Below are 20,485 nucleotides of genomic sequence, written 5' to 3'. Positions count from 1 at the left end.
TAAATTTATGAGATATTTTCAAAGAATTATATAAAGTAGTTCGAAAATAACAACTTATAGACGTCATTATTAACCATAATACAATCAGTCACGATTATTGGCTGATTTATTTTATTTGTCAAAAATGCTTTGAAATATCTACATTGAAGGAAGTTATAAAATGGAAAATAATCAATCATATTTATTAGAATTGCACAAAGAGAATGATATTGCTATTGAACAACTTAGACCGTATGCGTTGGAACACCATGTTCCAATCGTTGATAGACTAACATTAGATATGATTAAACAACTGATCAAAATACATAAACCCAAGCGCATTTTAGAAATAGGTACAGCGATTGGTTATAGCAGTATGCAATTTGCTTCTGTTTCTGATGAAATAAAAGTGGTTACCATCGAGCGTGATGATGATATGCAATTAAAAGCCAAAGAAAATTTTGCGAAATTTGGATTTGAAACTCAAATTGAGTTAATTGAAAAGGATGCGTTAGAAGCTTTAGAAAATATCAAACATGAATCTTTTGATATGATATTTATTGATGCTGCAAAGGCACAATCAAAAAAGTTTTTTTCTTTGTACGCCCCTTTATTGAATGAAGGTGGGATAATAGTTACAGATAACGTTTTGTATCATGGTTTTGTTTCTGATATTTCCGAAGTGAGAAGTAGAAATGTTAGACAAATGGTAAAAAAAGTACAAGAATATAATGAATGGCTTATGGCTCAACCTCATTTCACAACTAATTTCCTTAATATGGATGATGGTCTAGCTATTTCGATTAAAGGAGAATCAAAATGACAGAATTATTAGTAACACCAAAATCTGTTAAACATATTGAGACACTAATTGAAAAAGGTGCAGATGCTTTTGTAATTGGTGAGCAAAGATTCGGCTTAAGATTAGCAGGAGAATTTAAAAGAGAAGCATTGATAGAAGCAGTGGAATTAATACATAATCATGGTAAAAAAGCCTACGTAGCAGTAAATGGTATTTTTCACAATTATCATTTAAATGCACTAAAATCATATATAGATTTTTTACACGAAGTAAGCGTTGACCGCATCATATTTGGCGATCCAGCAGTAGTTATGTATGTGAATGAACAACGAAATCCGATTCCATTAAATTGGGATGCAGAAGCGCTAGTCACAAATTATTTCCAGTGTAACTATTGGGGGAAAAAAGGTGCACAACGTGCGCAATTAGCTAGAGAATTAAGTTTAGATGAAATATTAAATATAAAACAAAATGCAGATGTAGAGATTGAAGTACAAGTACATGGTATGACTTGCATGTTTCAATCAAAACGTATGTTATTAGGTAACTATTTTACTTTCCAAGAAAGACAAATGAAAATTCAACGAAATAAAGAAGCGAATGAGTTGCTTTTATATGATGAAGAACGGGATAACAAATATCCTGTTTTTGAAGATTATAATGGAACGCATATAATGTCACCTAATGATATTTGTTTGATCGAAGAGTTAGATCAGCTTTTAGCAGCCAATATTGATGCATTCAAAATCGATGGTGTATTACAAACTGAAGAATATATCAATGTATGTACAGAGCAATATAGAGAAGCGATTGATTTGTTCAAAGAAGATTCTGAAACCTATGATGATGAAAAATTTATGCTTGTAGATCCGATTGAGGCCATTCAGCCTGAGCACCGTCCGTTTGATGAAGGATTCTTGTATAAACAAACAGTCTATTAAAGGAGGTTTAAGTAATGGAATTATTAGAAAAAGTTGAAAATCATACTAATAATAAGATTAAAAAACCTGAACTACTTGCACCAGCAGGTAATTTAGAAAAACTCAAAATAGCAGTACATTATGGTGCTGATGCTGTATTTTTAGGTGGACAAGCATATGGTTTAAGATCAAATGCAGATAATTTTACGTTGGAAGAAATAAACGAAGGTGTGACATTCGCTCAGCAATATGGGGCGAAAATTTACGTTACGACTAATATTATTGCTCATGATGAAAATATTGAAGGATTGGACGAGTATTTAAAAAATATTGAGTCAGCAGGCGCCACTGGTATTATTGTTGCAGATCCACTTATTATTGAAACCTGTAAGCGTGTAGCGCCGAACTTAGAAATTCATTTATCAACACAACAATCTCTTTCGAATTATAAAGCTGTAGAATTTTGGAAAAATGAAGGTCTAGATCGTGTAGTATTAGCACGTGAAACTGGTGCTATGGAAATGAAGGAAATGAAAGACAAAGTAGATATTGAAATTGAATCATTTATACATGGTGCGATGTGTATTGCGTATTCTGGTAGATGTACATTAAGTAATCACATGACTGCTCGAGACTCTAACAGAGGCGGTTGTTGTCAAAGTTGTAGATGGGATTATGATCTGTTGGAAGTTGATGAAGATGGTGAATTAGATTTATATTATGACGAAAATGCAGTGACTCCATTTGCAATGAGTCCAAAAGATTTGAAACTTATTGAATCAATCCCTAAAATGATGGATATTGGTGTGGATTCACTTAAAGTTGAAGGACGCATGAAATCAATACACTATATTGCAACTGTAGTGTCTGTATATCGCAAAGTCATCGATGCTTATGCAGAAGATCCTGATAACTTTAAAATTAAGCCAGAATGGTTAACTGAGCTGGAAAAATGTGCTAATAGAGATACTGCTTCTGCATTTATTGAAGGCACACCTGGATATGAAGAACAAATGTTTGGACAACAAAATAAAAAGAACTCAGCTTATGATTTTTGTGGATTGGTTCTGGCTTATGATGAAACAACTAAGCTTGCTACGATTCAACAGCGGAACAAATTTGAACCTGGAGACGAAATAGAGTTTTTTGGTCCTGAAATCGATACATTTAGACAAGTTGTTGACACTATCTATGATGAAGAAGGTAACCAACTTGATGCTGCACGACATCCATTGCAAATCGTGCAAATTAAAGTTGATCATCCAATTTATACCAACAACATGATGAGAAAGGAAATTGGATAATGAAACGTACGACTATTATTGGAATCGCTGGTGGTTCGGGTTCGGGTAAAACCTCAGTGACAAATGAAATAATGAAAAATTTAGAAGGCCATAGTGTTGCATTATTGGCACAAGACTATTATTATAAGGACCAATCGCATTTAAGTTTCGAAGAACGTTTAGAGACCAATTATGATCATCCTTTTGCTTTTGATAATGACTTATTAATAGATAATTTAAACGATTTGAGAAATGGCAAACAAATCGAAGTACCAACATATGATTATACAAATCACACTAGAAGTGAAGAAACGATTGCATTTAAACCAAAAGATGTTATTATCGTAGAAGGCATATTTGCGCTTGAAAATAAAACGTTAAGAGATTTAATGGATGTCAAGATTTATGTTGATACAGATGCAGATTTACGAATTTTACGTCGCTTACTTCGTGATACAGAAGAAAGAGGACGAACAATGGATTCTGTAATAAGTCAATATCTAAATGTAGTTCGACCAATGCATAATCAATTTATAGAACCCACAAAAAGATATGCAGATATTATCATTCCAGAAGGTGGAAGTAATAAAGTTGCGATCGATATAATGACGACGAAAATTCAGACTTTAGTAAGTAAACAATAGTATTATAGTAAAGGAAGATGACAATATGGAAAACCAAAAACAATATCCTATGACGCAAGAAGGTTTCGAAAAACTAGAAAATGAACTTGAAGAGTTAAAAACGGTTAAGAGACCAGAAGTCGTAGAAAAAATAAAAGTAGCACGTTCATTCGGAGACTTATCTGAGAACTCTGAGTATGATGCTGCTAAAGATGAACAAGGATTTATCGAACAAGATATACAAAGAATTGAGCATATGCTACGTAATGCCCTAATAATCGAAGATACTGGTGATAACAACCAAGTACAAATTGGTAAAACTGTAACTTTTGTAGAATTACCTGGTGAAGACGAAGAGGAATACCAAATTGTTGGATCAGCTGAATCTGATGCATTTAATGGTAAAATTTCAAATGAATCACCAATGGCAAAAAGTTTAATCGGTAAAAAATTAAACGAAGAAGTTCGTGTTCCACTACCAAATGGTGCAGAAATTAATGTCAAAATTGTAAATATCAAATAATATCAAAATCCCCTTAACACTTATTGTTAGGGGGATTTTACACTTTATAAATAAAAAGATATACTTATCTTCAACTATTTGATAAATTTATATCATTGATACAATAATTGAAATATTGAGATAATTTTGGATTAATTTGTATTTAACAATAGTAGTTTATTATCGACAATTATAACTATTTTTAATTAAACATAGTCTGACAGTTAATGATACAATTATAATGTTGCACACATATTAATGTTTGAATCATAGTTTAATGTATAAAATACAAAGGGGGAAATGTGTTGGAATATAAATTGATCAATGAAGAGACAATTATGATTTACTTTGAACAACAAATCAATCCTTCGACATTTAAGGAAGTTCAAAAAGTTGAAAATTATATTAAAGATCAACAACATAAAGCAATTATTGAAGTGATACCTTCTTATCGGGCAATTATGCTACATATAGATATTACAAAACAAAGTTTAGCGGAAGTAGTTAAAGCGCTGAATCTAGAACAATTAAATCAACTGGATTTTGATGAAAATAATAATGAAGTAAAAATAATTAGTTTACCAGTTCTTTATGGTGGTGATTATGGTCCAGATATTCAAGAAGTAGCTACACATCATCAAATATCAATAGAGGACGTCATTAATTTACATACAGAAAATCGATATTTAATTTATATGCTTGGATTTATGCCAGGCTTTCCGTTTTTAGGTGGTTTAAATCCAGAGCTGGCTACACCTAGAAGAGAAGAACCAAGAACGAGCATTCCAGCGGGTTCTGTAGGTATTGCGAATAATCAAACAGGTTTATACCCAAAACAATCTCCAGGTGGTTGGCAAATCATCGGACGTACACCAATTACTGTATTTGATATTTCAAAAACACCTATGTGTTTATATGAATCTGGTGACTATATAAAATTCTATCCTATCGATGAATCAACGTTCGAACAGATTATAGAAGAACAGCAAAGTGAATTTGATATTAAGAAATGGGTGAAAATTCAATATGAGTATTAAAATTATTAATCCAGGGTTATTTAGTACGATTCAAGATTTAGGAAGAATCGGCTATCAAGACCAAGGATTTTCTACTGCAGGTGTTTTAGATCGGTACGCTTATCGAACTGGACAAGCACTCATTGGCAATGAAGGGCCAGCAATTGAATGTACAATAATTGGCCCAACAATTGAATTCTTAGAAGACAATGCTTTTGTATTAATAGGTGCTGAGTTCAAAGCAACTGTTAACGAAGCAATTATTGATGAATCTACTGTAATAGCAGTAAAAAAAGGTGACGTTTTGAAAGTTGGACAGGTCACTAAAGGGGCTAGAGGGTACTTATTATTTGGTAAACCTTTGACAATTCATAAAGTAGCAAATAGTTATTCTACACACACACGAAGTCAAATTGGTGGTTTTAAAGGGCGCGCATTAAAATCTGGTGATGTAATTGAGTGCGAAAACGATTATCCATATGCACAAAATCTTGGATTGAGTGTACCAAAAGATGTTGGTGAAGTTGAAGAAAAACCTATTCAAATCATCAAAGGGCCTCAATTTGATAGCTTTAGCGAAGAGGCACAACAAAAACTAGTAGCTAATGAATTTAAAATATCAGAAAAGTCAGACCGTATGGGATATCGGTTACAAGGTGAAGCGATTTCACCAAACACATCGGCTGACATAATATCAGAGCCTGTTGCCTTAGGCAGTATACAAGTGCCAAATGATGGCAATCCGATCATTTTATTAAATGATAAACAAACAGTAGGCGGTTATACAAAAATAGCAACTGTTTGCGCATCTGATTTACATAATTTAGCTCAAATGCAACCTAATGATACGATTCGTTTTGAATGGACGACAATCGAAGAAGCAGTTAAAAAATTAGAGCAACAAGAAGAAGCGTTTAAAAATACAATCAATAATATTAAAGAGCAACCAATTTTTGATATTTCACAATTGAGAAATACATCTACTCGTATTAATCATTTATTGAAAGGGGAATTATAATGAATTTTGAAAAAGTAGAACAATTAATAAAGATGGTAAAAGATAACGGGGTTAAAAAATTTAATTATAAAGATTATGAAAATGAAATCACTATAGATTTCACCGATAATACATCTGCGTCAACTGCACAACAACAATTAGTTTCAAATAATGAATCAAGTTTAAATGAACAAAGTGCATCAAATGAAGAACAATCCGATCAAGTTGTCAAATCACCAATGGTTGGTACGTTTTATTTACAAGACGAGAAGGAATTAACAAATCCACTTATTCATGAAGGTGATGAAATTAAAAAAGGAGATACCATTGGTTATATAGAAGCGATGAAAGTCATGAATGAAGTAAAAAGTGATGTGAGTGGAGTAGTCGACACAATACATGTCAATCACGGCGCAAATGTTGAGTATGATCAAACGATTATAACTGTGAAATAAGTATAAAGGGGGTATTTGAGTTGTATCGTTGTTTAATTGCAAATAGAGGAGAAATTGCTGTAAGAATCATCCGCGCTTGTAGAGAAATGGATATTGAAACTGTGGCTATCTATGCTTTAGGGGATGAGTCTAGCCTGCATGTCAGCTTAGCTGATCAAGCGATATGTATTGGTGAAGCCAATGCATTAGATAGCTATTTAAACCAAGATAGAATTATTAGCGCAGCAAAAATTAGTGGTGCGAATGCAATTCATCCAGGGTATGGTTTTTTATCAGAAAGTACTTCATTCGCTAAAAATGTTGAAGAAAACGGTATTTATTTTATAGGGCCAACTGATCAGACTATGGAGATGATGGGTGATAAAATAACAGCACGACAAACAGTTGACCAAGCTAATGTGCCAATCATACCAGGTTCTACTTCTGCTGTAGAGTCAATCGAAGAAGTTAAGGAAATTGCGCAAGATATTGGTTATCCACTTGTATTAAAAGCTGCCAGTGGTGGTGGCGGCAAAGGGATAAGGATTGTCAAAAAAGAAGAATCTTTAGAAAAGTCATTTAAAGAAGCCAAAAGTGAGGGGCAAAAATATTTTAATGATGATCGCGTATATGTGGAAGCGTTTATCCCAGTAGCTAAACATGTGGAAGTTCAGGTGTTAGGAGACGGTAAAGAAAATTACATACACTTAGGTGAACGTGATTGCTCAGTTCAGAGAAAAAATCAAAAATTAATTGAAGAATCGCCTTGTGCTGCATTATCTGAACATATGAGAACATCTATGTGTAATGATGCTGTGAAAGTAGCAAGAGCATCTGGTTATAGAAGTGCAGGTACTATCGAATATTTAGTGACAGAAGATGCTTATTACTTCATAGAGATGAATGCGCGTATCCAAGTAGAACATACAGTAACTGAAATGAGATCTAATCGTGATTTACTACACGCACAGCTCTATTTAATGAAACACGGTACATTACCGTTCAATCAAGACGAAGTGATATTTGATGGTCATGTCATTGAAGCAAGAATCAACGCAGAAAATCCTCAGAAAGGATTTCAGCCTTCACCAGGTAAAGTAAAAGCATTACATTTGCCTCAAGGCTTTAACGTCCGTATCGACAGTTTACTTTATCATGGCTATACGGTATCGCCAAATTACGATTCACTTGTAGCTAAAGTGATTGTAAAAGCACCAAATAGAGATTCAGCAATAAAAAAATTAAAAGTAACATTGGATGAAATGGTAATCGATGGCTTTACTACGACAGCTGATTTCTTATATGCTGTTTTATCGTATCCGCAATATGCTAATGGTGATGCAAAAGATGTAGATATTAAATTCTTAGATAGACATCAAATAATTAAGGAGGAATCATGATGAAAGTTGATTTAAACTGTGATTTAGGCGAAGCTTTTGGAAATTATTCATTCGGTGGAGACAATCAAATTATTCCGCTAATTACTTCAGCTAATATTGCATGTGGTTTTCATGCTGGTGACCAACATGTCATGAATCAAACGGTGGAATTAGCTAAAGCAAATGGTGTTGGTATAGGGGCTCATCCTGGCCTCCCAGATTTACAAGGATTTGGACGTAGAAATATGGACTTGTCACCCAAAGAAATTTATGATATCGTCATTTACCAGCTCGGTGCATTAAGCGGATTCTGTAATGTTCACCAAGTTAAAATAAATCACGTGAAACCACATGGAGCACTTTATCAAATGGGGGCGCGTGATAAAGCAATTGCTCATGCGATTGCACAAGCTGTATATGATTTTGATAAATCATTAATTTATGTTGGATTATCAAATACACTACTTGTTACAGAGGCGCAAGCTGTTGGTTTAACTACTGCTGCCGAAGTGTTTGCAGATAGACGCTATGAAGATGATGGTCAATTAGTTAGTCGTAAAGAAAGTGATGCATTGATCACTGACACTGAAGAAGCTATTGAACAAGTTGTCAAAATGGTTAAGTCACAAAAAGTCGTTACGAAAAATAACAAGGAAATTGATATTCAAGCAGATACAATTTGTGTTCATGGAGATGGTGAACACGCACTAGAATTTGTTACAAAAATAAGAGACAGATTATCGAAAGAAGGCGTTTCTATATCTAAGCTGGGAGGCTAACACATGGGAGAAAAATTAAAAACAGAATCAAAGGATTTTGAATTTACAAAAAATCATAAAAGATTATTATTAGGTTCTGTATTCTTAATGGCTACATCTGCAATTGGACCCGCGTTTCTAACTCAGACAGCAGTATTTACTGCTCAGTTTACTTCAAGTTTTGCTTTTGCAATTTTATTATCAATATTGATTGATATAGGGGCGCAAATTAATATTTGGAGAGTGTTGGTAGTTACAGGTAAACGTGGACAAGAAGTAGCTAATGAAATCTTTAAAGGATTGGGTACTTTTATATCGATATTAATTGCAATAGGAGGACTTGCATTTAATATCGGTAATATTGCAGGTGCTGGATTAGGATTAAATGCAATTTTTGGCTTAGATGTTAAAATTGGTGCAGCTATTACAGCTGTACTATCAATACTTATTTTTGTAAGTAAAAGTGGTCAAAAAATTATGGATGTTGTCACGATGTTTTTAGGCGTTTTAATGATTGTAGTTGTTGCATTTGTAATGTTTAAAGCAAACCCACCATATGCAGACGCAGCTAAACATCTCGTGATGCCAGAGCAACCATTAGCGCTTGTCTTACCGATTATCACATTAGTAGGAGGTACAGTTGGTGGCTATATCACTTTTGCTGGTGCACATAGAATATTAGATTCAGGTATCAAAGGTAAACACTATTTGCCATTTGTCAATAAGGCGGCAATTTCAGGAATATTAACAACGGGTGTACTTAGAGCCTTATTATTCTTAGCGGTACTCGGTGTGGTCGTTACAGGTGTAACTTTAAATGATACTAACCCACCAGCTTCTGTATTTGAACATGTATTAGGACCAGTCGGTCGAAATATTTTTGGTGTCGTTTTATTTGCTGCAGCAATGTCTTCAGTTATTGGTTCAGCATACACAAGTGCAACTTTCTTAAAAACATTGCATAAATCTATCTATAATAAAACAAACACTATTGTAATTTCATTTATAGTCATTTCAACTTTTGTTTTTCTATTTTTAGGAAAACCAGTTACATTATTAATCGTTGCAGGTGCTTTAAATGGACTTATCTTACCAATTATATTAACGACAATACTAATTGCTAGTAAACGAAAATCAATCGTCGGAGATTATCATCATCCAACATGGATGTTAGTCTTTGGAGCAATTGCTGTGATCGTTACAGTTGTTACAGGTGTTTATTCACTACAAGGATTGACAGAATTAATGGGTAGTTAACAAAACAATTATAGTGACAAATAAACCATTCTCTAGTTCTTAATGCAAAACAAGGACTTAGGGAATGGTATTTTTTATGATGATTTTTTTCAATAAATAGCCTCGAATAGTTTGAAATATTAAACAACAAATTTACAGATTAATTCAATTGAAAGCAGAGAAATTATTCTTATGTTTCGTATAGAAATGAATGAAATAATAAAATGATATAAATATCGTTCAATCGTCGAGCTATTGGTTTAAATGTGGTAGAATAACTAAGGTTAGGATTTTAAATTGAGGTGAATAACGATGATCGGTATTATAGGAGCTATGGAAGAAGAAGTAGCAATCTTAAAGGATAAACTTGTCGATTTTGAAGAGATTAATATTGCACATGTATATTTTTATAAAGGGTATATAAATGATAAAGCAGTCGTATTAACTCAAAGTGGTATTGGTAAAGTGAATGTTGCAATTTCAACAACATTATTAATTGAAAAGTTCAAACCTGATTTAATTATAAATACTGGTTCTGCAGGAGCATTGGATAAATCATTAAGCGTAGGAGATATCGTGGTAAGTGATATGGTGGCTTATCATGATGCTGATGCTAGAGCATTTGGTTATCAATTAGGACAAATTCCGCAAATGCCAGCGCAATTCGTAGCAGATAAATCATTGATTGATAAAGCGACACAAGTAATTACTAATCAACAGTTAACTGCAAAGACAGGCTTGATTGTAAGCGGCGATAGTTTTATTGGAACAAAAGACCAACGAATGAAAATTAAAACAAATTTCCCTCACGTGATGGCTGCAGAAATGGAAGCAACTGCAATTGCTCAGACTTGCTATCAATTTAATTTACCATTTATTATCACGCGTGCAATTTCAGATTTAGCTGATGGCGACGCAGGTATCACATTTGATGAATTTTTAACAAAAGCAGCTAAATCTTCTAGTACAATGGTAGAAAATTTAATTAAAAAAATATAAAAAAGGTGAATAGAAATAATGGGTATAATAAAGAAATACTTTATGCCAAATGAATATGTACAGTCAATTTTTCAAATTGATATAGATAAGCTTGCAGAATCTGGCGTAAAAGGTATCGTTACTGATTTAGATAATACACTAGTAGGATGGGATGTAGCCGATCCTACTGAAGCGGTTAAAACATGGTTTGAAGAAGCAAGACAAAAAGGGATTACAATTACAATTGTGTCTAACAATAATGAAAAAAGAGTCGGTAGTTTTTCAAAATCATTAAAAGTAGATTATATTTTTAAAGCTAAAAAACCTAGAGGACGTGCGTTTGATCGTGCAATGCATTCTATGAATTTAAATCCATCAGAGATTGTAGTGATTGGTGATCAAATGTTAACGGATGTATTTGGTGGGAATAGACGCGGTTTATTTACTATTATGGTAGTACCTGTTAAACAAACGGATGGTTTTATTACTAAATTTAATCGCCTTATTGAACGCAGATTATTACAACATTTTAGAAAAAAAGGATATATAAAATGGGAGGAAAATTGATTGAGTGAAGTGGATGTATTGAAATGTATAGGGTGTGGTGCACCATTACAATCTGAAGATTCTGATGCACCTGGTTATGTTCCGGAACATAATTTATTTCGTGAAGATGTTGTATGTAAAAGATGTTTTAGATTAAAGAATTACAACGAGGTACAAGATGTAGGTTTAGATAGTGATGACTTTTTAAATTTACTTAATGGTCTAGCAGATAAAAAAGGAATAATAGTAAATGTTGTAGATGTTTTTGATTTTGAAGGATCATTTATTAATGCAATCAAACGTATTGTTGGCAACAAAAAAATTATTCTCGTAGCTAATAAAATAGATCTACTGCCAAAACAAATAAATAAACGTCGTGTAAAAGAGTGGTTGAAGAAATCAGCCAAAAAATATGGACTTGATGCTGAAGACGTAGTACTTATTTCTGCTGACAAAAATGAAGGTATTGAAAATCTATTAACTTCTATTAACAATATTAGAAATGATGAAGATGTATATATAGTAGGAACTACAAATGTAGGTAAATCAACCCTAATTAACAAATTAATAGAACGCAGTGTAGGAGAAAAAGATGTTGTTACTACTTCAAGATTTCCTGGCACAACATTGGACATGATTGATATTCCACTTGATGAAACAACATTTATGTATGATACACCAGGAATTATTCAAGCGCACCAAATGACACATTTAGTATCTGAACATGAACTTAAAACAATTATGCCAAAAAAAGAAATTAAACAACGTGTGTACCAACTTAACGAAGGACAAACATTATTTTTCGGTGGACTTGCACGTATAGACTATATAAGTGGTGGTAAAAGACCGTTAGTCTGTTACTTTTCTAATGATTTAAATATTCATCGAACAAAAACAGAAAAGGCTAATGAATTATGGCGAAATCAATTAGGATCTGTATTAGCACCACCGCATAACCCTGAAAATTTTGATTTGAGTAATGTTAAAGCCGTAAGATTAGAAACAGGTAAGGAAAAACGTGATGTGATGATTTCGGGATTAGGTTTTATCACAATTGATGTAGGTGCAAAAGTAATTGTACGCGTGCCAAAAAATGTTGATGTTATTTTAAGAAATTCAATTATGTAAGGTGTGAAGAGTATGAAATATGCAGTAATAGGCCACCCTATCGATCATTCTTTATCTCCAGTGATGCATAATGCCAATTTTGAAACTTTAAATTGCAATGCAACATATGAAGCGATTAATATTCCTGAAGATAAATTCAACCAAATAAGAGAAATTATTTCAGATAAAGCACTCTCAGGTTTCAATGTAACAATTCCTCATAAGGAACGCATTATACCTTTTTTAGATGAAATTGACGAACAATCTGAAACTGTAGGTGCCGTGAATACAGTTAAAATAGAAGACGGCAAATGGACTGGTTATAATACAGACGGCATCGGCTACGTTAAAGGATTACAACGCGTGTACCCAGATTTAAAACAGGCTTATATTTTAATATTAGGTGCAGGCGGTGCTAGTAAAGGTATTGCGAATGAATTAACCAAATATGTACAACCGAAACTTACTATAGCCAACAGATCTTTAGACAGGTTTGATCAATGGCGTTTGAATGTAAATAAAATTCGCTTATCAGATGCTGAATTAGCTTTATCTGAATTCGACATTATTATAAATACGACACCAGCAGGGATGAATACAAATCAAGAAATACCAATTAGTTTGAAAAATTTGGACCCGGAAACTTTAGTAAGTGATATTGTGTATGTACCCTTTAAAACACCCATTTTAGAACAAGCTGAAGCCCAAGGTAACCCAATTTATAATGGTTTGGATATGTTTGTTTATCAAGGTGCAGAAAGTTTTAAGATTTGGACAGGTACAGAACCAGACGTGGAAGTAATGAAACGCACAGTATTAGATTATTTATAAAAGGAGCATTTTATGTTAACAGGTAAACAGAAAAGATTTTTGAGAAGTAAAGCACATAATATTGATCCAACTTTCCAAATCGGAAAAGCAGGTGTTGGTGAAAATATGATAGAACAATTAAAAGATATTTTAGAAAATAGAGAATTAATTAAAATACATGTATTACAAAACAACTTTGAAGATAAAAATGACTTAGCACAAACTTTAAGCGATGCAACTCATAGTGAAATTGTTCAAGTAATCGGGTCTATGATTGTCTTGTATAAAGAATCACATGATAATAAACAAATTCAATTACCATAATGTCTAAAACGATAGTCTTATATGGTGGGCAGTTTAACCCGATTCATACGGCTCACATGGTTGTTGCTAGTGAAGTGAATCATGTTATTAAACCAGATTTGTTTTATTTTATTCCAAGTTATATGTCGCCGCTCAAAGCGCATGATGATTACTTAGATGCAGCATATAGAATCGATATGATACGGTGTGCAATTAACGAACTAGGGTTTGGCTTTGTTTATTTAGATGAAGTAGAACGCAAGGGACAAAGTTACACATATCTCACAATTAAACACATTTTAGAAAAGCATCCTAATGCACAACTATATTTTGTTATAGGGACTGACCAATATATACAATTGGAAAAATGGTATGAGATTGATAAATTGAAATCGATGGTAACCTTTGTAATTGTGAATCGTGGAAAAGCAAAGCAAGAAGTTTCAAATAATATGATTGCAATTAATATTCCACGCATAGATATAAGTTCAACGCTGATTAGGGATAGAGTGAAACAACAGGGAAATATCCATACGCTTGTTCCTCAAAGTGTAGAAAAATATATCAGAGAGGAAGGATTATATGAAATTTGATGAAGCAGTCTCGTTAGTAAAAGATAAATTACCGGAGAAAAGATTTAATCATTCACTAAGAGTAGCAGAAACGGCTGTTAAATTAGCTGAATTATATGATGGTGATAAAGATAAAGCAGAACTTGCAGGTATCTTACATGACTATAGTAAATATGATGATTTAGGATCTATGTATCAGATTGTTAGACAAAATGATTTAGATAGTAACTTGTTGAGCTATGGATCAGAAATCTTACACGGTCCAGTCTGTGCAGTTATTATGGAACAAAAATTCGCTGTGAACGACGAAGAAGTTTTGCTTGCCATTAAAAATCATACTACTGGTCGTGCTCAAATGACTAAAACAGAAAAATTAGTTTTTATTGCAGATTATATTGAACCTGGTCGTCAAACCCCAGGCGTTGAAGAAATTCGAGATTTAGCATACAATCAAGGTAGCTTAGATAAAACTATTTATGAAATATCTAAGCGAACTGTTTTATATTTAATCACGCAAGATATTACCGTTTATGATGCCACGATTGCCTGCTTGAATTATTACAATTATAGTAACGAAAGAGTAAAGGATGATTAAATGAAATCAGATCAATTATTAAAATTAGCTGTCAATGCAACTGAGAATAAAAAAGCAGAAGATATAATTTCTTTAAATATGCAAGGTATTAGCGATATGACCGATTATTTTATCGTATGCCACGGCAATAATGAAAGACAAGTACAATCCATCGCACGCGCAGTAAAAGATGCTGCTAACGAAGCGGAAATTGAAGTGAAACGAATGGAAGGTTTTAATGAAGCAAGATGGATTTTAATTGACTTGGCCAATGTAGTCGTACACGTATTCCATAAAGATGAACGTGATTATTATAACTTGGAGAAATTATATCGTGATGCACCTTTAGAATCTTATGGACAGGCAGTTTATTAATAATGGTTCAATATGAAGAAATGAGCTATTACTATGATCAATTAACTATAGATCAGCCTTACGAATCATGGCTTGATATTGTAGAATTTTATGCTAAAAATAAATCAACCATCTTGGATATAGGTTGTGGTACAGGCAGTTTCACCTCGAAATTAAATGATTTTGATTATATAACTGGTATGGATTTAAGTGTTGATATGCTTTCGATAGCGATGCAAAAATCTAGTGAAGTAAATTGGATTGAAGGCGATATGACTGATTTCGACCTAAACCAACAATTTGATGTAATAACTATTTTTTGTGATTCTTTAAATTATTTAACAGAATATGAAGATGTGTTGTCCACTTTTCAGCAAGTATATCATCATTTAGAGCCGAATGAAGGTACATTTATGTTTGATGTGCATACAGAACATAAAATGAATACTTTATTCAATAATCAAAGTTATATTGATGAAACTGAAAATGTATTTTTAGCTTGGGAAGCTGTTCGCGGGGAAGAACCATTAAGCGTATGGCATGATATGACGTTTTTTATAAAACAAGATGATAAGCATTATAAGAGATTTGATGAGTCACATTATCAAAAGACTTATTCAAAAGATGTTTACACTAAAATGTTAGAATCATGTGGCTTTAAAAATATAACAACATTCGTTGATTTTGAAATCAATAACCATAATCAAAAAGGAGAGCGCTTGTTCTTCGTTGTAAAAAAATAAAAAGTAAAATCACTCCTTTATGCGTGTAAAGTATAAAGGAGTGATTTTTTGTTACCATTATGGGAATTGTTCAAAGAAAGATTCAGTCGATGTAATTTAAAAATAAAGGCCTGTGTTATGCTAATTATAATAGTGATTGCAGTGCTAACACTATTATTTTTGATGAATCATGGCATTGATCAAATCAAGCAAAATGACGAATCTGCACTAATTGAAACATCTGACCGTAATCAATCATTACCAAATGTGAAAGGTGAACGGTCATCTAATAAAACTACAGCAAAAAGCGATAATGATAGTAAAGATTCATTTGTTTATGTTGATATCAAAGGTGCAGTAAAACATCCTAATGTTTATAAAATGAGCAGTAATGATAGAATTAAACAGTTGTTGGACAAAGCTATTGCTACAGAACGTGCTGATTTAACGAACATTAACTTATCCGAACGATTAATCGATCAAAAAATGATATATGTTCCAGAAAAAGGGGAACAAACTAATAATCCATTGAATAAAAATAAAACTGTTACAAATTTATCAGAAAATAAGGATACTGATGTAGCAAAAGTAAATATAAATACTGCAACAGAAAGCGAACTCACAACGATACCAGGGATAGGAAAGGTTAAAGCCAAATCTATCATTGAGTATCGTGAGCAGAATGGAAATTTTAAATCTATTGATGAGTTAAAAGAAATTAATGGTTTCGGTGCTAAAACGATAGAAAAATTAAGTTCACATTTAACAATGTAAAATTTTGTTGTATTTTTCTAAAAGCGATATAATCTATAATAAACATATTAAAGAATACATAAATTGGAGGCTAAGTATCATGGATCGTATTAAATGGGAAGAATACTTTATGGCGCAAAGTCACTTATTAGCACTGCGTTCTACATGTCAAAGACTATCTGTAGGGGCAACGATTGTAAAGGATAATAGAATTATAGCAGGAGGGTATAATGGTTCTGTGTCTGGTGAAGTACATTGTATTGATGAAGGATGTCTATTGGAAGATGGTCATTGTATTCGTACGATTCACGCAGAAATGAATGCTTTATTACAATGCGCAAAACAAGGGGTGTCAACAGAGGACGCAACGATTTATGTTACTCACTTCCCTTGTTTAAATTGCACCAAGTCTATTATTCAAGCAGGTATTAAAACAATTTATTATGCTGAAGATTACCATAATCATTATTATGCTTTAGAATTGTTAAAACAATCAGGTATTGTGTATAAAAAAATTCCATTTAATCAAGAACATGTAGCACAATATTTAATAAATAAATAAAATTGATTTATTATGCTTTAGCTTATTTAGCTGGTAACTTATTACTTTTTAATAAAGTTTTATCTTTTATTTTAATATTGGGCCTATTTATTATAATGAAAAGAAAAAGATTTAATGTAATTCATTTTATAATGGTTGCCATCATATCTTTAAGTAGTTATATGATGTTTCAAAAAGATTTAAAATTAGAAAAAAACAACCATGCTTTACTTTTGAACAAAGCATTTCAAGGAGAAGCAAAGTTAATTACAAAACCAATTTTGGAGCATCATAAACTTAAAGGTAAGATTGAAATAAATAAAAAACATTATACTTACGTTTATAATTTACAAACATCAAAAAATATAGATTTAAAAAAAGTTTCTGCTTTTTTATTACAAAAAACCTGTAAAGTCAATGGGAAGTTTAATACTATAAAAAACGAACCAAATTCTAATCTTATTTTTATGATTCAAAATATTCATCTTTCAAGTTGTAAAACTAACAATAATAACTTTACTGATATTTTAAATAAACATAAAGCATTGATTTACGAAAGAATGCAACAATGGAAAATAATTTCACCTGAAAAAACAATCGCATTTATAACAGGTGATACATCACTTATGAATAAAGATGAATTAGATAGAATAAAAGAAATTGGTATAGCGCATCTTCTGGCTATTAGCGGCACACATATTGCTATTATTATTACAATTATATGCTATACACTTAACAGATTAAAATGCCCATTGTTTTTAATTAAAATAATATTAATCATATTATTACCTATCTATTGCATGTATACAAACATGTCGGCAAGTGCCGTCAGAGCAATATTAATGAGTTTGATAATAATCATTTGACCAAAATACATCATAAAGCATTCAATGAACGTTTTAGCTTTTTTATTTATTTGCTTAACAATTTTAACCCCTTCGTTAATTTATCATATCGGATTTCAACTTTCCTTTTTAATTACTTTTTCAATCCTTTTTGCCAGCCCGTTACTAAAAAATTTAGGTGTCTTTAAATCTTTATGCGCTATCACATGGATAGCACAATTAAGTTCATTTATTTTAAGTTGTATCCATTTTCACCAAATTCAATGGATTGGCTTGCTATCTAATATCTTTTTTGTTCCATTTTATTCCTTCATACTATTTCCTTTTGTTATTTTTCTTACTTTTCTAATACATTTACCATTCAAACCTTTTATTATAACCAACTTATATAACTTATTAATTATTTTTCATGATAAAATGGTTGAACTTTTTGATAAACTCAACTTTTTTAAATGGTATATTCCTACATTAAATAATCTTCAAATAGCTATAATAACTATCATTGCATTTTTAAGCTTAGTTCTATCCGTTCATAAATGCTATAAACTAATGTCAATTACTTTAATTACTTTGTATGTTGTCTCTACAATGTTACCTCAAGTGCATGCATATCAACTTACTATGTTGGATGTAGGGCAAGGAGACTCACTTTTATTTGAGACTCAATACCACGAATCACTATTAATCGACACGGGTGGTAACTTTAATTCGAAACAAAAAGTTGCGAATCATAATATTTCTAGATATCATATCTTACCAACTTTGAAACGACATAATGTAAAAGAACTTGATTACCTTATAATTACTCATCCTCATCTAGATCATATGGGTGAACTAAGTTATTTAATTAAACAACTCAAAATTAAAAGTATCATTATCAATGCTAATAGTTTTAAAATGAAAGAATTAAATCTTTTAAAAGAGAACTGTATAAAAAAAGGCATCAAGTTAATAGATTTTAAAAATAAATCACAATTTTTTATGAATAAAGCGAAACTTAATCTGTTAGATGCTACTATTCCTAACTCTAATAATTTAAATGAACAATCAATTATAATATTAATACAGTACAATAGTTATAAAATTTTACTGATGGGTGATGCAACAAATCATAACGAAGAGAAATTGATACATAAATATCATTTATCCGATGTTAATATTTTAAAAATTGGTCATCATGGCAGTCGTACGAGTACAAGTAACAGTTTATTGCAATCAATTAGACCAAAAATAGCTCTAATTTCGGTAGGTAAAAAAAATAAATATGGACTTCCTAATCGTCAAATTATTGATAGATTAAGATATAATAATATTAAAGTTTTTCAAACAAATGTAAATGGAGAAGTGAACATTTTATTTAAAGATCAAATAGAAATAAAATCTCAATACCATTGAAATTTTTTAGTTAGTGAGAAACTATTAGGCGTGTTATAATTATAAAATGTGTAATAGAATTGAAAGGGTGCCGAGAATGAGCAGCAATATAATAACGATATATGGTGAAGTACCTGAATTAATTGAAAAAAAAGCTTCTGAAGTTATTGAACAATATTTAGATGCACCAAAAGATGAATTCAACTTCGTTAAATATAACTTATATGAAAATGATTTAGCTCCAATTATTGAAGAAACGCTTACCATGCCATTTTTCTCTAATAAAAAAGCTGTTCTAGTACAAAATGCATATGTTTTTACTGGTGAAAAACCGCCTAAAGAATTAAATCATAACATTAATCAACTGATAGAATTTATAGAAAAATATGATGGTGACACTTTAATATTGTTTGAAGTCAATCATTCTAAATTAGATGAGAGAAAAAAAGTTGTTAAATCATTGAAAAAACATGCGCAAATTAAAAAGATAGAACAAATGTCAGAAGAAGAAATAAAACATTGGATAAAAAGTCAACTGCATCAGAATTATAAAGATATTAAGCAAGATGCGCTTGATTTAGTTATTGAATTAACAGGAGTTAATTTTAATGTTGTTAAGCAAGAGATAGAAAAACTCATTTTATTTTTAGGTGATAGAACGACTATTAATAAGGATGATGTTCATCAAATTGTAAATAGAAGTCTAGAACAAAATGTTTTTTTGCTCACTGAATATATACAAAAAAATAAAAAATCAAAAGCCATTCAACTAGTTAAAGACTTAATAGCAATGAAAGAGGAGCCTATAAAATTATTAGCACTGATTACAAGTAATTATCGACTTTTTTACCAAAGTAAAATATTGGGACAAAAAGGCTATAGTGGCCAACAAATTGCTAAAACAATCAACGTTCATCCCTATAGGGTGAAGTTAGCTTTAAACCAAGCAAGGCATTATGAATTAGAAAGTTTATTAAATATTATTGATAATTGCGCAGAAACAGATTATAAATTAAAGTCATCTTATATGGATAAACACCTTATCCTCGAATTGTTTATTTTGTCCTTATAAATGTG

23 protein-coding genes and 1 pseudogene are annotated in these 20,485 nt (G+C 31.7%); all 24 read left to right on the top strand.

Translation table 11 applies throughout. The annotated features are described in order from the left end of the window. Positions 1-160 precede the first annotated feature (160 nt). The 24 genes and pseudogenes from MUA21_RS06805 (at position 161) to holA (ending at position 20,480) form a co-directional block, all read left to right on the top strand. The gene (locus MUA21_RS06805; protein ID WP_262560917.1) at positions 161-802 is read left to right on the top strand and encodes an O-methyltransferase; all 642 of its coding nucleotides are present in this window, start codon (positions 161-163) and stop codon (positions 800-802) included. Further along, a complete protein-coding gene (locus MUA21_RS06800; RefSeq protein ID WP_107525718.1) occupies positions 799-1,722 on the top strand; it encodes a peptidase U32 family protein in 924 nt (307 codons plus the stop codon). Before MUA21_RS06805 ends, MUA21_RS06800 begins: the two co-directional genes overlap by 4 nt. 14 nt (positions 1,723-1,736) lie before the next feature. Next, positions 1,737-3,005 carry a peptidase U32 family protein gene (locus MUA21_RS06795; protein WP_073341839.1) on the top strand — a complete coding sequence of 423 codons (1,269 nt, stop codon included), beginning with the start codon at positions 1,737-1,739 and terminating at the stop codon, positions 3,003-3,005. Then, positions 3,005-3,628, top strand: a complete 624-nt coding sequence (udk, locus tag MUA21_RS06790) for a uridine kinase (RefSeq protein ID WP_064208882.1) — start codon at positions 3,005-3,007, stop codon at positions 3,626-3,628. Before MUA21_RS06795 ends, udk begins: the two co-directional genes overlap by 1 nt. A 25-nt stretch (positions 3,629-3,653) precedes the next feature. Further along, the gene (gene greA, locus MUA21_RS06785; RefSeq protein ID WP_019469406.1) at positions 3,654-4,130 is read left to right on the top strand and encodes a transcription elongation factor GreA; all 477 of its coding nucleotides are present in this window, start codon (positions 3,654-3,656) and stop codon (positions 4,128-4,130) included. Positions 4,131-4,414: 284 nt separating this feature from the next. After that, the gene (pxpB, locus tag MUA21_RS06780) at positions 4,415-5,146 is read left to right on the top strand and encodes a 5-oxoprolinase subunit PxpB (protein ID WP_262560916.1); all 732 of its coding nucleotides are present in this window, start codon (positions 4,415-4,417) and stop codon (positions 5,144-5,146) included. Beyond that, entirely contained in the window at positions 5,136-6,143 is a 1,008-nt protein-coding gene (locus tag MUA21_RS06775) for a 5-oxoprolinase subunit C family protein (RefSeq protein WP_262560915.1), read from the top strand. Before pxpB ends, MUA21_RS06775 begins: the two co-directional genes overlap by 11 nt. Beyond that, a complete protein-coding gene (locus MUA21_RS06770) occupies positions 6,143-6,577 on the top strand; it encodes an acetyl-CoA carboxylase biotin carboxyl carrier protein (protein WP_046208117.1) in 435 nt (144 codons plus the stop codon). The genes MUA21_RS06775 and MUA21_RS06770 overlap by 1 nt, the downstream gene beginning before the upstream one ends. Positions 6,578-6,597: 20 nt before the next feature. Beyond that, entirely contained in the window at positions 6,598-7,956 is a 1,359-nt protein-coding gene (locus tag MUA21_RS06765; protein ID WP_046208118.1) for an acetyl-CoA carboxylase biotin carboxylase subunit, read from the top strand. After that, positions 7,956-8,714 carry a 5-oxoprolinase subunit PxpA gene (gene pxpA, locus MUA21_RS06760; RefSeq protein WP_046208119.1) on the top strand — a complete coding sequence of 253 codons (759 nt, stop codon included), beginning with the start codon at positions 7,956-7,958 and terminating at the stop codon, positions 8,712-8,714. Before MUA21_RS06765 ends, pxpA begins: the two co-directional genes overlap by 1 nt. A gap of 3 nt (positions 8,715-8,717) precedes the next feature. Then, the gene (locus MUA21_RS06755; RefSeq protein WP_262560914.1) at positions 8,718-9,950 is read left to right on the top strand and encodes an NRAMP family divalent metal transporter; all 1,233 of its coding nucleotides are present in this window, start codon (positions 8,718-8,720) and stop codon (positions 9,948-9,950) included. Positions 9,951-10,241: 291 nt separating this feature from the next. Continuing rightward, on the top strand, positions 10,242-10,928 hold the full coding sequence (locus MUA21_RS06750; protein WP_262560913.1) for a 5'-methylthioadenosine/adenosylhomocysteine nucleosidase: 687 nt from the start codon (positions 10,242-10,244) through the stop codon (positions 10,926-10,928). An 18-nt stretch (positions 10,929-10,946) separates the two neighbouring features. Then, positions 10,947-11,474, top strand: coding sequence for a YqeG family HAD IIIA-type phosphatase (locus tag MUA21_RS06745; protein ID WP_046208122.1), 528 nt, complete (start codon positions 10,947-10,949; stop codon positions 11,472-11,474). Between the two features lie 9 nt (positions 11,475-11,483). Continuing rightward, the gene (gene yqeH / locus MUA21_RS06740) at positions 11,484-12,581 is read left to right on the top strand and encodes a ribosome biogenesis GTPase YqeH (protein ID WP_406992545.1); all 1,098 of its coding nucleotides are present in this window, start codon (positions 11,484-11,486) and stop codon (positions 12,579-12,581) included. 12 nt (positions 12,582-12,593) lie between these two features. Further along, the gene (aroE, locus tag MUA21_RS06735; protein WP_073341859.1) at positions 12,594-13,391 is read left to right on the top strand and encodes a shikimate dehydrogenase; all 798 of its coding nucleotides are present in this window, start codon (positions 12,594-12,596) and stop codon (positions 13,389-13,391) included. Positions 13,392-13,403: 12 nt separating this feature from the next. Beyond that, positions 13,404-13,694 (top strand): ribosome assembly RNA-binding protein YhbY, encoded by a 291-nt coding sequence (gene yhbY / locus MUA21_RS06730; RefSeq protein ID WP_046208125.1) that lies wholly within the window; start codon positions 13,404-13,406, stop codon positions 13,692-13,694. Then, a complete protein-coding gene (gene nadD, locus MUA21_RS06725) occupies positions 13,694-14,266 on the top strand; it encodes a nicotinate (nicotinamide) nucleotide adenylyltransferase (RefSeq protein ID WP_046208126.1) in 573 nt (190 codons plus the stop codon). The genes yhbY and nadD overlap by 1 nt, the downstream gene beginning before the upstream one ends. Then, positions 14,256-14,840, top strand: a complete 585-nt coding sequence (gene yqeK, locus MUA21_RS06720; protein WP_046208127.1) for a bis(5'-nucleosyl)-tetraphosphatase (symmetrical) YqeK — start codon at positions 14,256-14,258, stop codon at positions 14,838-14,840. Before nadD ends, yqeK begins: the two co-directional genes overlap by 11 nt. After that, the gene (gene rsfS, locus MUA21_RS06715; protein ID WP_073341865.1) at positions 14,841-15,194 is read left to right on the top strand and encodes a ribosome silencing factor; all 354 of its coding nucleotides are present in this window, start codon (positions 14,841-14,843) and stop codon (positions 15,192-15,194) included. 2 nt (positions 15,195-15,196) lie between these two features. Further along, positions 15,197-15,916 (top strand): class I SAM-dependent DNA methyltransferase, encoded by a 720-nt coding sequence (locus MUA21_RS06710; protein WP_107525715.1) that lies wholly within the window; start codon positions 15,197-15,199, stop codon positions 15,914-15,916. A 48-nt stretch (positions 15,917-15,964) separates the two neighbouring features. Beyond that, a complete protein-coding gene (locus tag MUA21_RS06705; RefSeq protein ID WP_262560912.1) occupies positions 15,965-16,669 on the top strand; it encodes a helix-hairpin-helix domain-containing protein in 705 nt (234 codons plus the stop codon). A 79-nt stretch (positions 16,670-16,748) separates the two neighbouring features. Beyond that, positions 16,749-17,210 (top strand): ComE operon protein 2, encoded by a 462-nt coding sequence (locus MUA21_RS06700; RefSeq protein WP_107525714.1) that lies wholly within the window; start codon positions 16,749-16,751, stop codon positions 17,208-17,210. Between the two features lie 95 nt (positions 17,211-17,305). Next, a pseudogene (locus MUA21_RS06695) lies at positions 17,306-19,429 on the top strand (DNA internalization-related competence protein ComEC/Rec2). A 76-nt stretch (positions 19,430-19,505) separates the two neighbouring features. Beyond that, complete coding sequence (gene holA, locus MUA21_RS06690) at positions 19,506-20,480, top strand: DNA polymerase III subunit delta (protein ID WP_073341870.1); 975 nt, start codon at positions 19,506-19,508, stop codon at positions 20,478-20,480. Positions 20,481-20,485 lie beyond the last annotated feature (5 nt).

This window comes from Staphylococcus ureilyticus (genome assembly GCF_025558845.1).
Taxonomy (GTDB): domain Bacteria; phylum Bacillota; class Bacilli; order Staphylococcales; family Staphylococcaceae; genus Staphylococcus; species Staphylococcus ureilyticus.
The sequence above is the reverse complement of the archived record's forward strand: the minus strand, read 5'-3'. Positions and strand labels throughout refer to the sequence as shown.

Excerpts from the sequence above, each read along its gene's own strand:
- MUA21_RS06805 (WP_262560917.1), top strand. The coding sequence starts at position 161 with ATGGAAAATAATCAATCATATTTATTAGAATTGCACAAAGAGAATGAT.
- MUA21_RS06800 (WP_107525718.1), top strand. The coding sequence starts at position 799 with ATGACAGAATTATTAGTAACACCAAAATCTGTTAAACATATTGAGACA.
- MUA21_RS06795 (WP_073341839.1), top strand. The coding sequence starts at position 1,737 with ATGGAATTATTAGAAAAAGTTGAAAATCATACTAATAATAAGATTAAA.
- udk (WP_064208882.1), top strand. The coding sequence starts at position 3,005 with ATGAAACGTACGACTATTATTGGAATCGCTGGTGGTTCGGGTTCGGGT.
- greA (WP_019469406.1), top strand. The coding sequence starts at position 3,654 with ATGGAAAACCAAAAACAATATCCTATGACGCAAGAAGGTTTCGAAAAA.
- MUA21_RS06775 (WP_262560915.1), top strand. The coding sequence starts at position 5,136 with ATGAGTATTAAAATTATTAATCCAGGGTTATTTAGTACGATTCAAGAT.
- MUA21_RS06770 (WP_046208117.1), top strand. The coding sequence starts at position 6,143 with ATGAATTTTGAAAAAGTAGAACAATTAATAAAGATGGTAAAAGATAAC.
- pxpA (WP_046208119.1), top strand. The coding sequence starts at position 7,956 with ATGAAAGTTGATTTAAACTGTGATTTAGGCGAAGCTTTTGGAAATTAT.
- MUA21_RS06755 (WP_262560914.1), top strand. The coding sequence starts at position 8,718 with ATGGGAGAAAAATTAAAAACAGAATCAAAGGATTTTGAATTTACAAAA.
- MUA21_RS06750 (WP_262560913.1), top strand. The coding sequence starts at position 10,242 with ATGATCGGTATTATAGGAGCTATGGAAGAAGAAGTAGCAATCTTAAAG.
- MUA21_RS06745 (WP_046208122.1), top strand. The coding sequence starts at position 10,947 with ATGGGTATAATAAAGAAATACTTTATGCCAAATGAATATGTACAGTCA.
- aroE (WP_073341859.1), top strand. The coding sequence starts at position 12,594 with ATGAAATATGCAGTAATAGGCCACCCTATCGATCATTCTTTATCTCCA.
- yhbY (WP_046208125.1), top strand. The coding sequence starts at position 13,404 with ATGTTAACAGGTAAACAGAAAAGATTTTTGAGAAGTAAAGCACATAAT.
- nadD (WP_046208126.1), top strand. The coding sequence starts at position 13,694 with ATGTCTAAAACGATAGTCTTATATGGTGGGCAGTTTAACCCGATTCAT.
- yqeK (WP_046208127.1), top strand. The coding sequence starts at position 14,256 with ATGAAATTTGATGAAGCAGTCTCGTTAGTAAAAGATAAATTACCGGAG.
- rsfS (WP_073341865.1), top strand. The coding sequence starts at position 14,841 with ATGAAATCAGATCAATTATTAAAATTAGCTGTCAATGCAACTGAGAAT.
- MUA21_RS06710 (WP_107525715.1), top strand. The coding sequence starts at position 15,197 with ATGGTTCAATATGAAGAAATGAGCTATTACTATGATCAATTAACTATA.
- MUA21_RS06700 (WP_107525714.1), top strand. The coding sequence starts at position 16,749 with ATGGATCGTATTAAATGGGAAGAATACTTTATGGCGCAAAGTCACTTA.
- holA (WP_073341870.1), top strand. The coding sequence starts at position 19,506 with ATGAGCAGCAATATAATAACGATATATGGTGAAGTACCTGAATTAATT.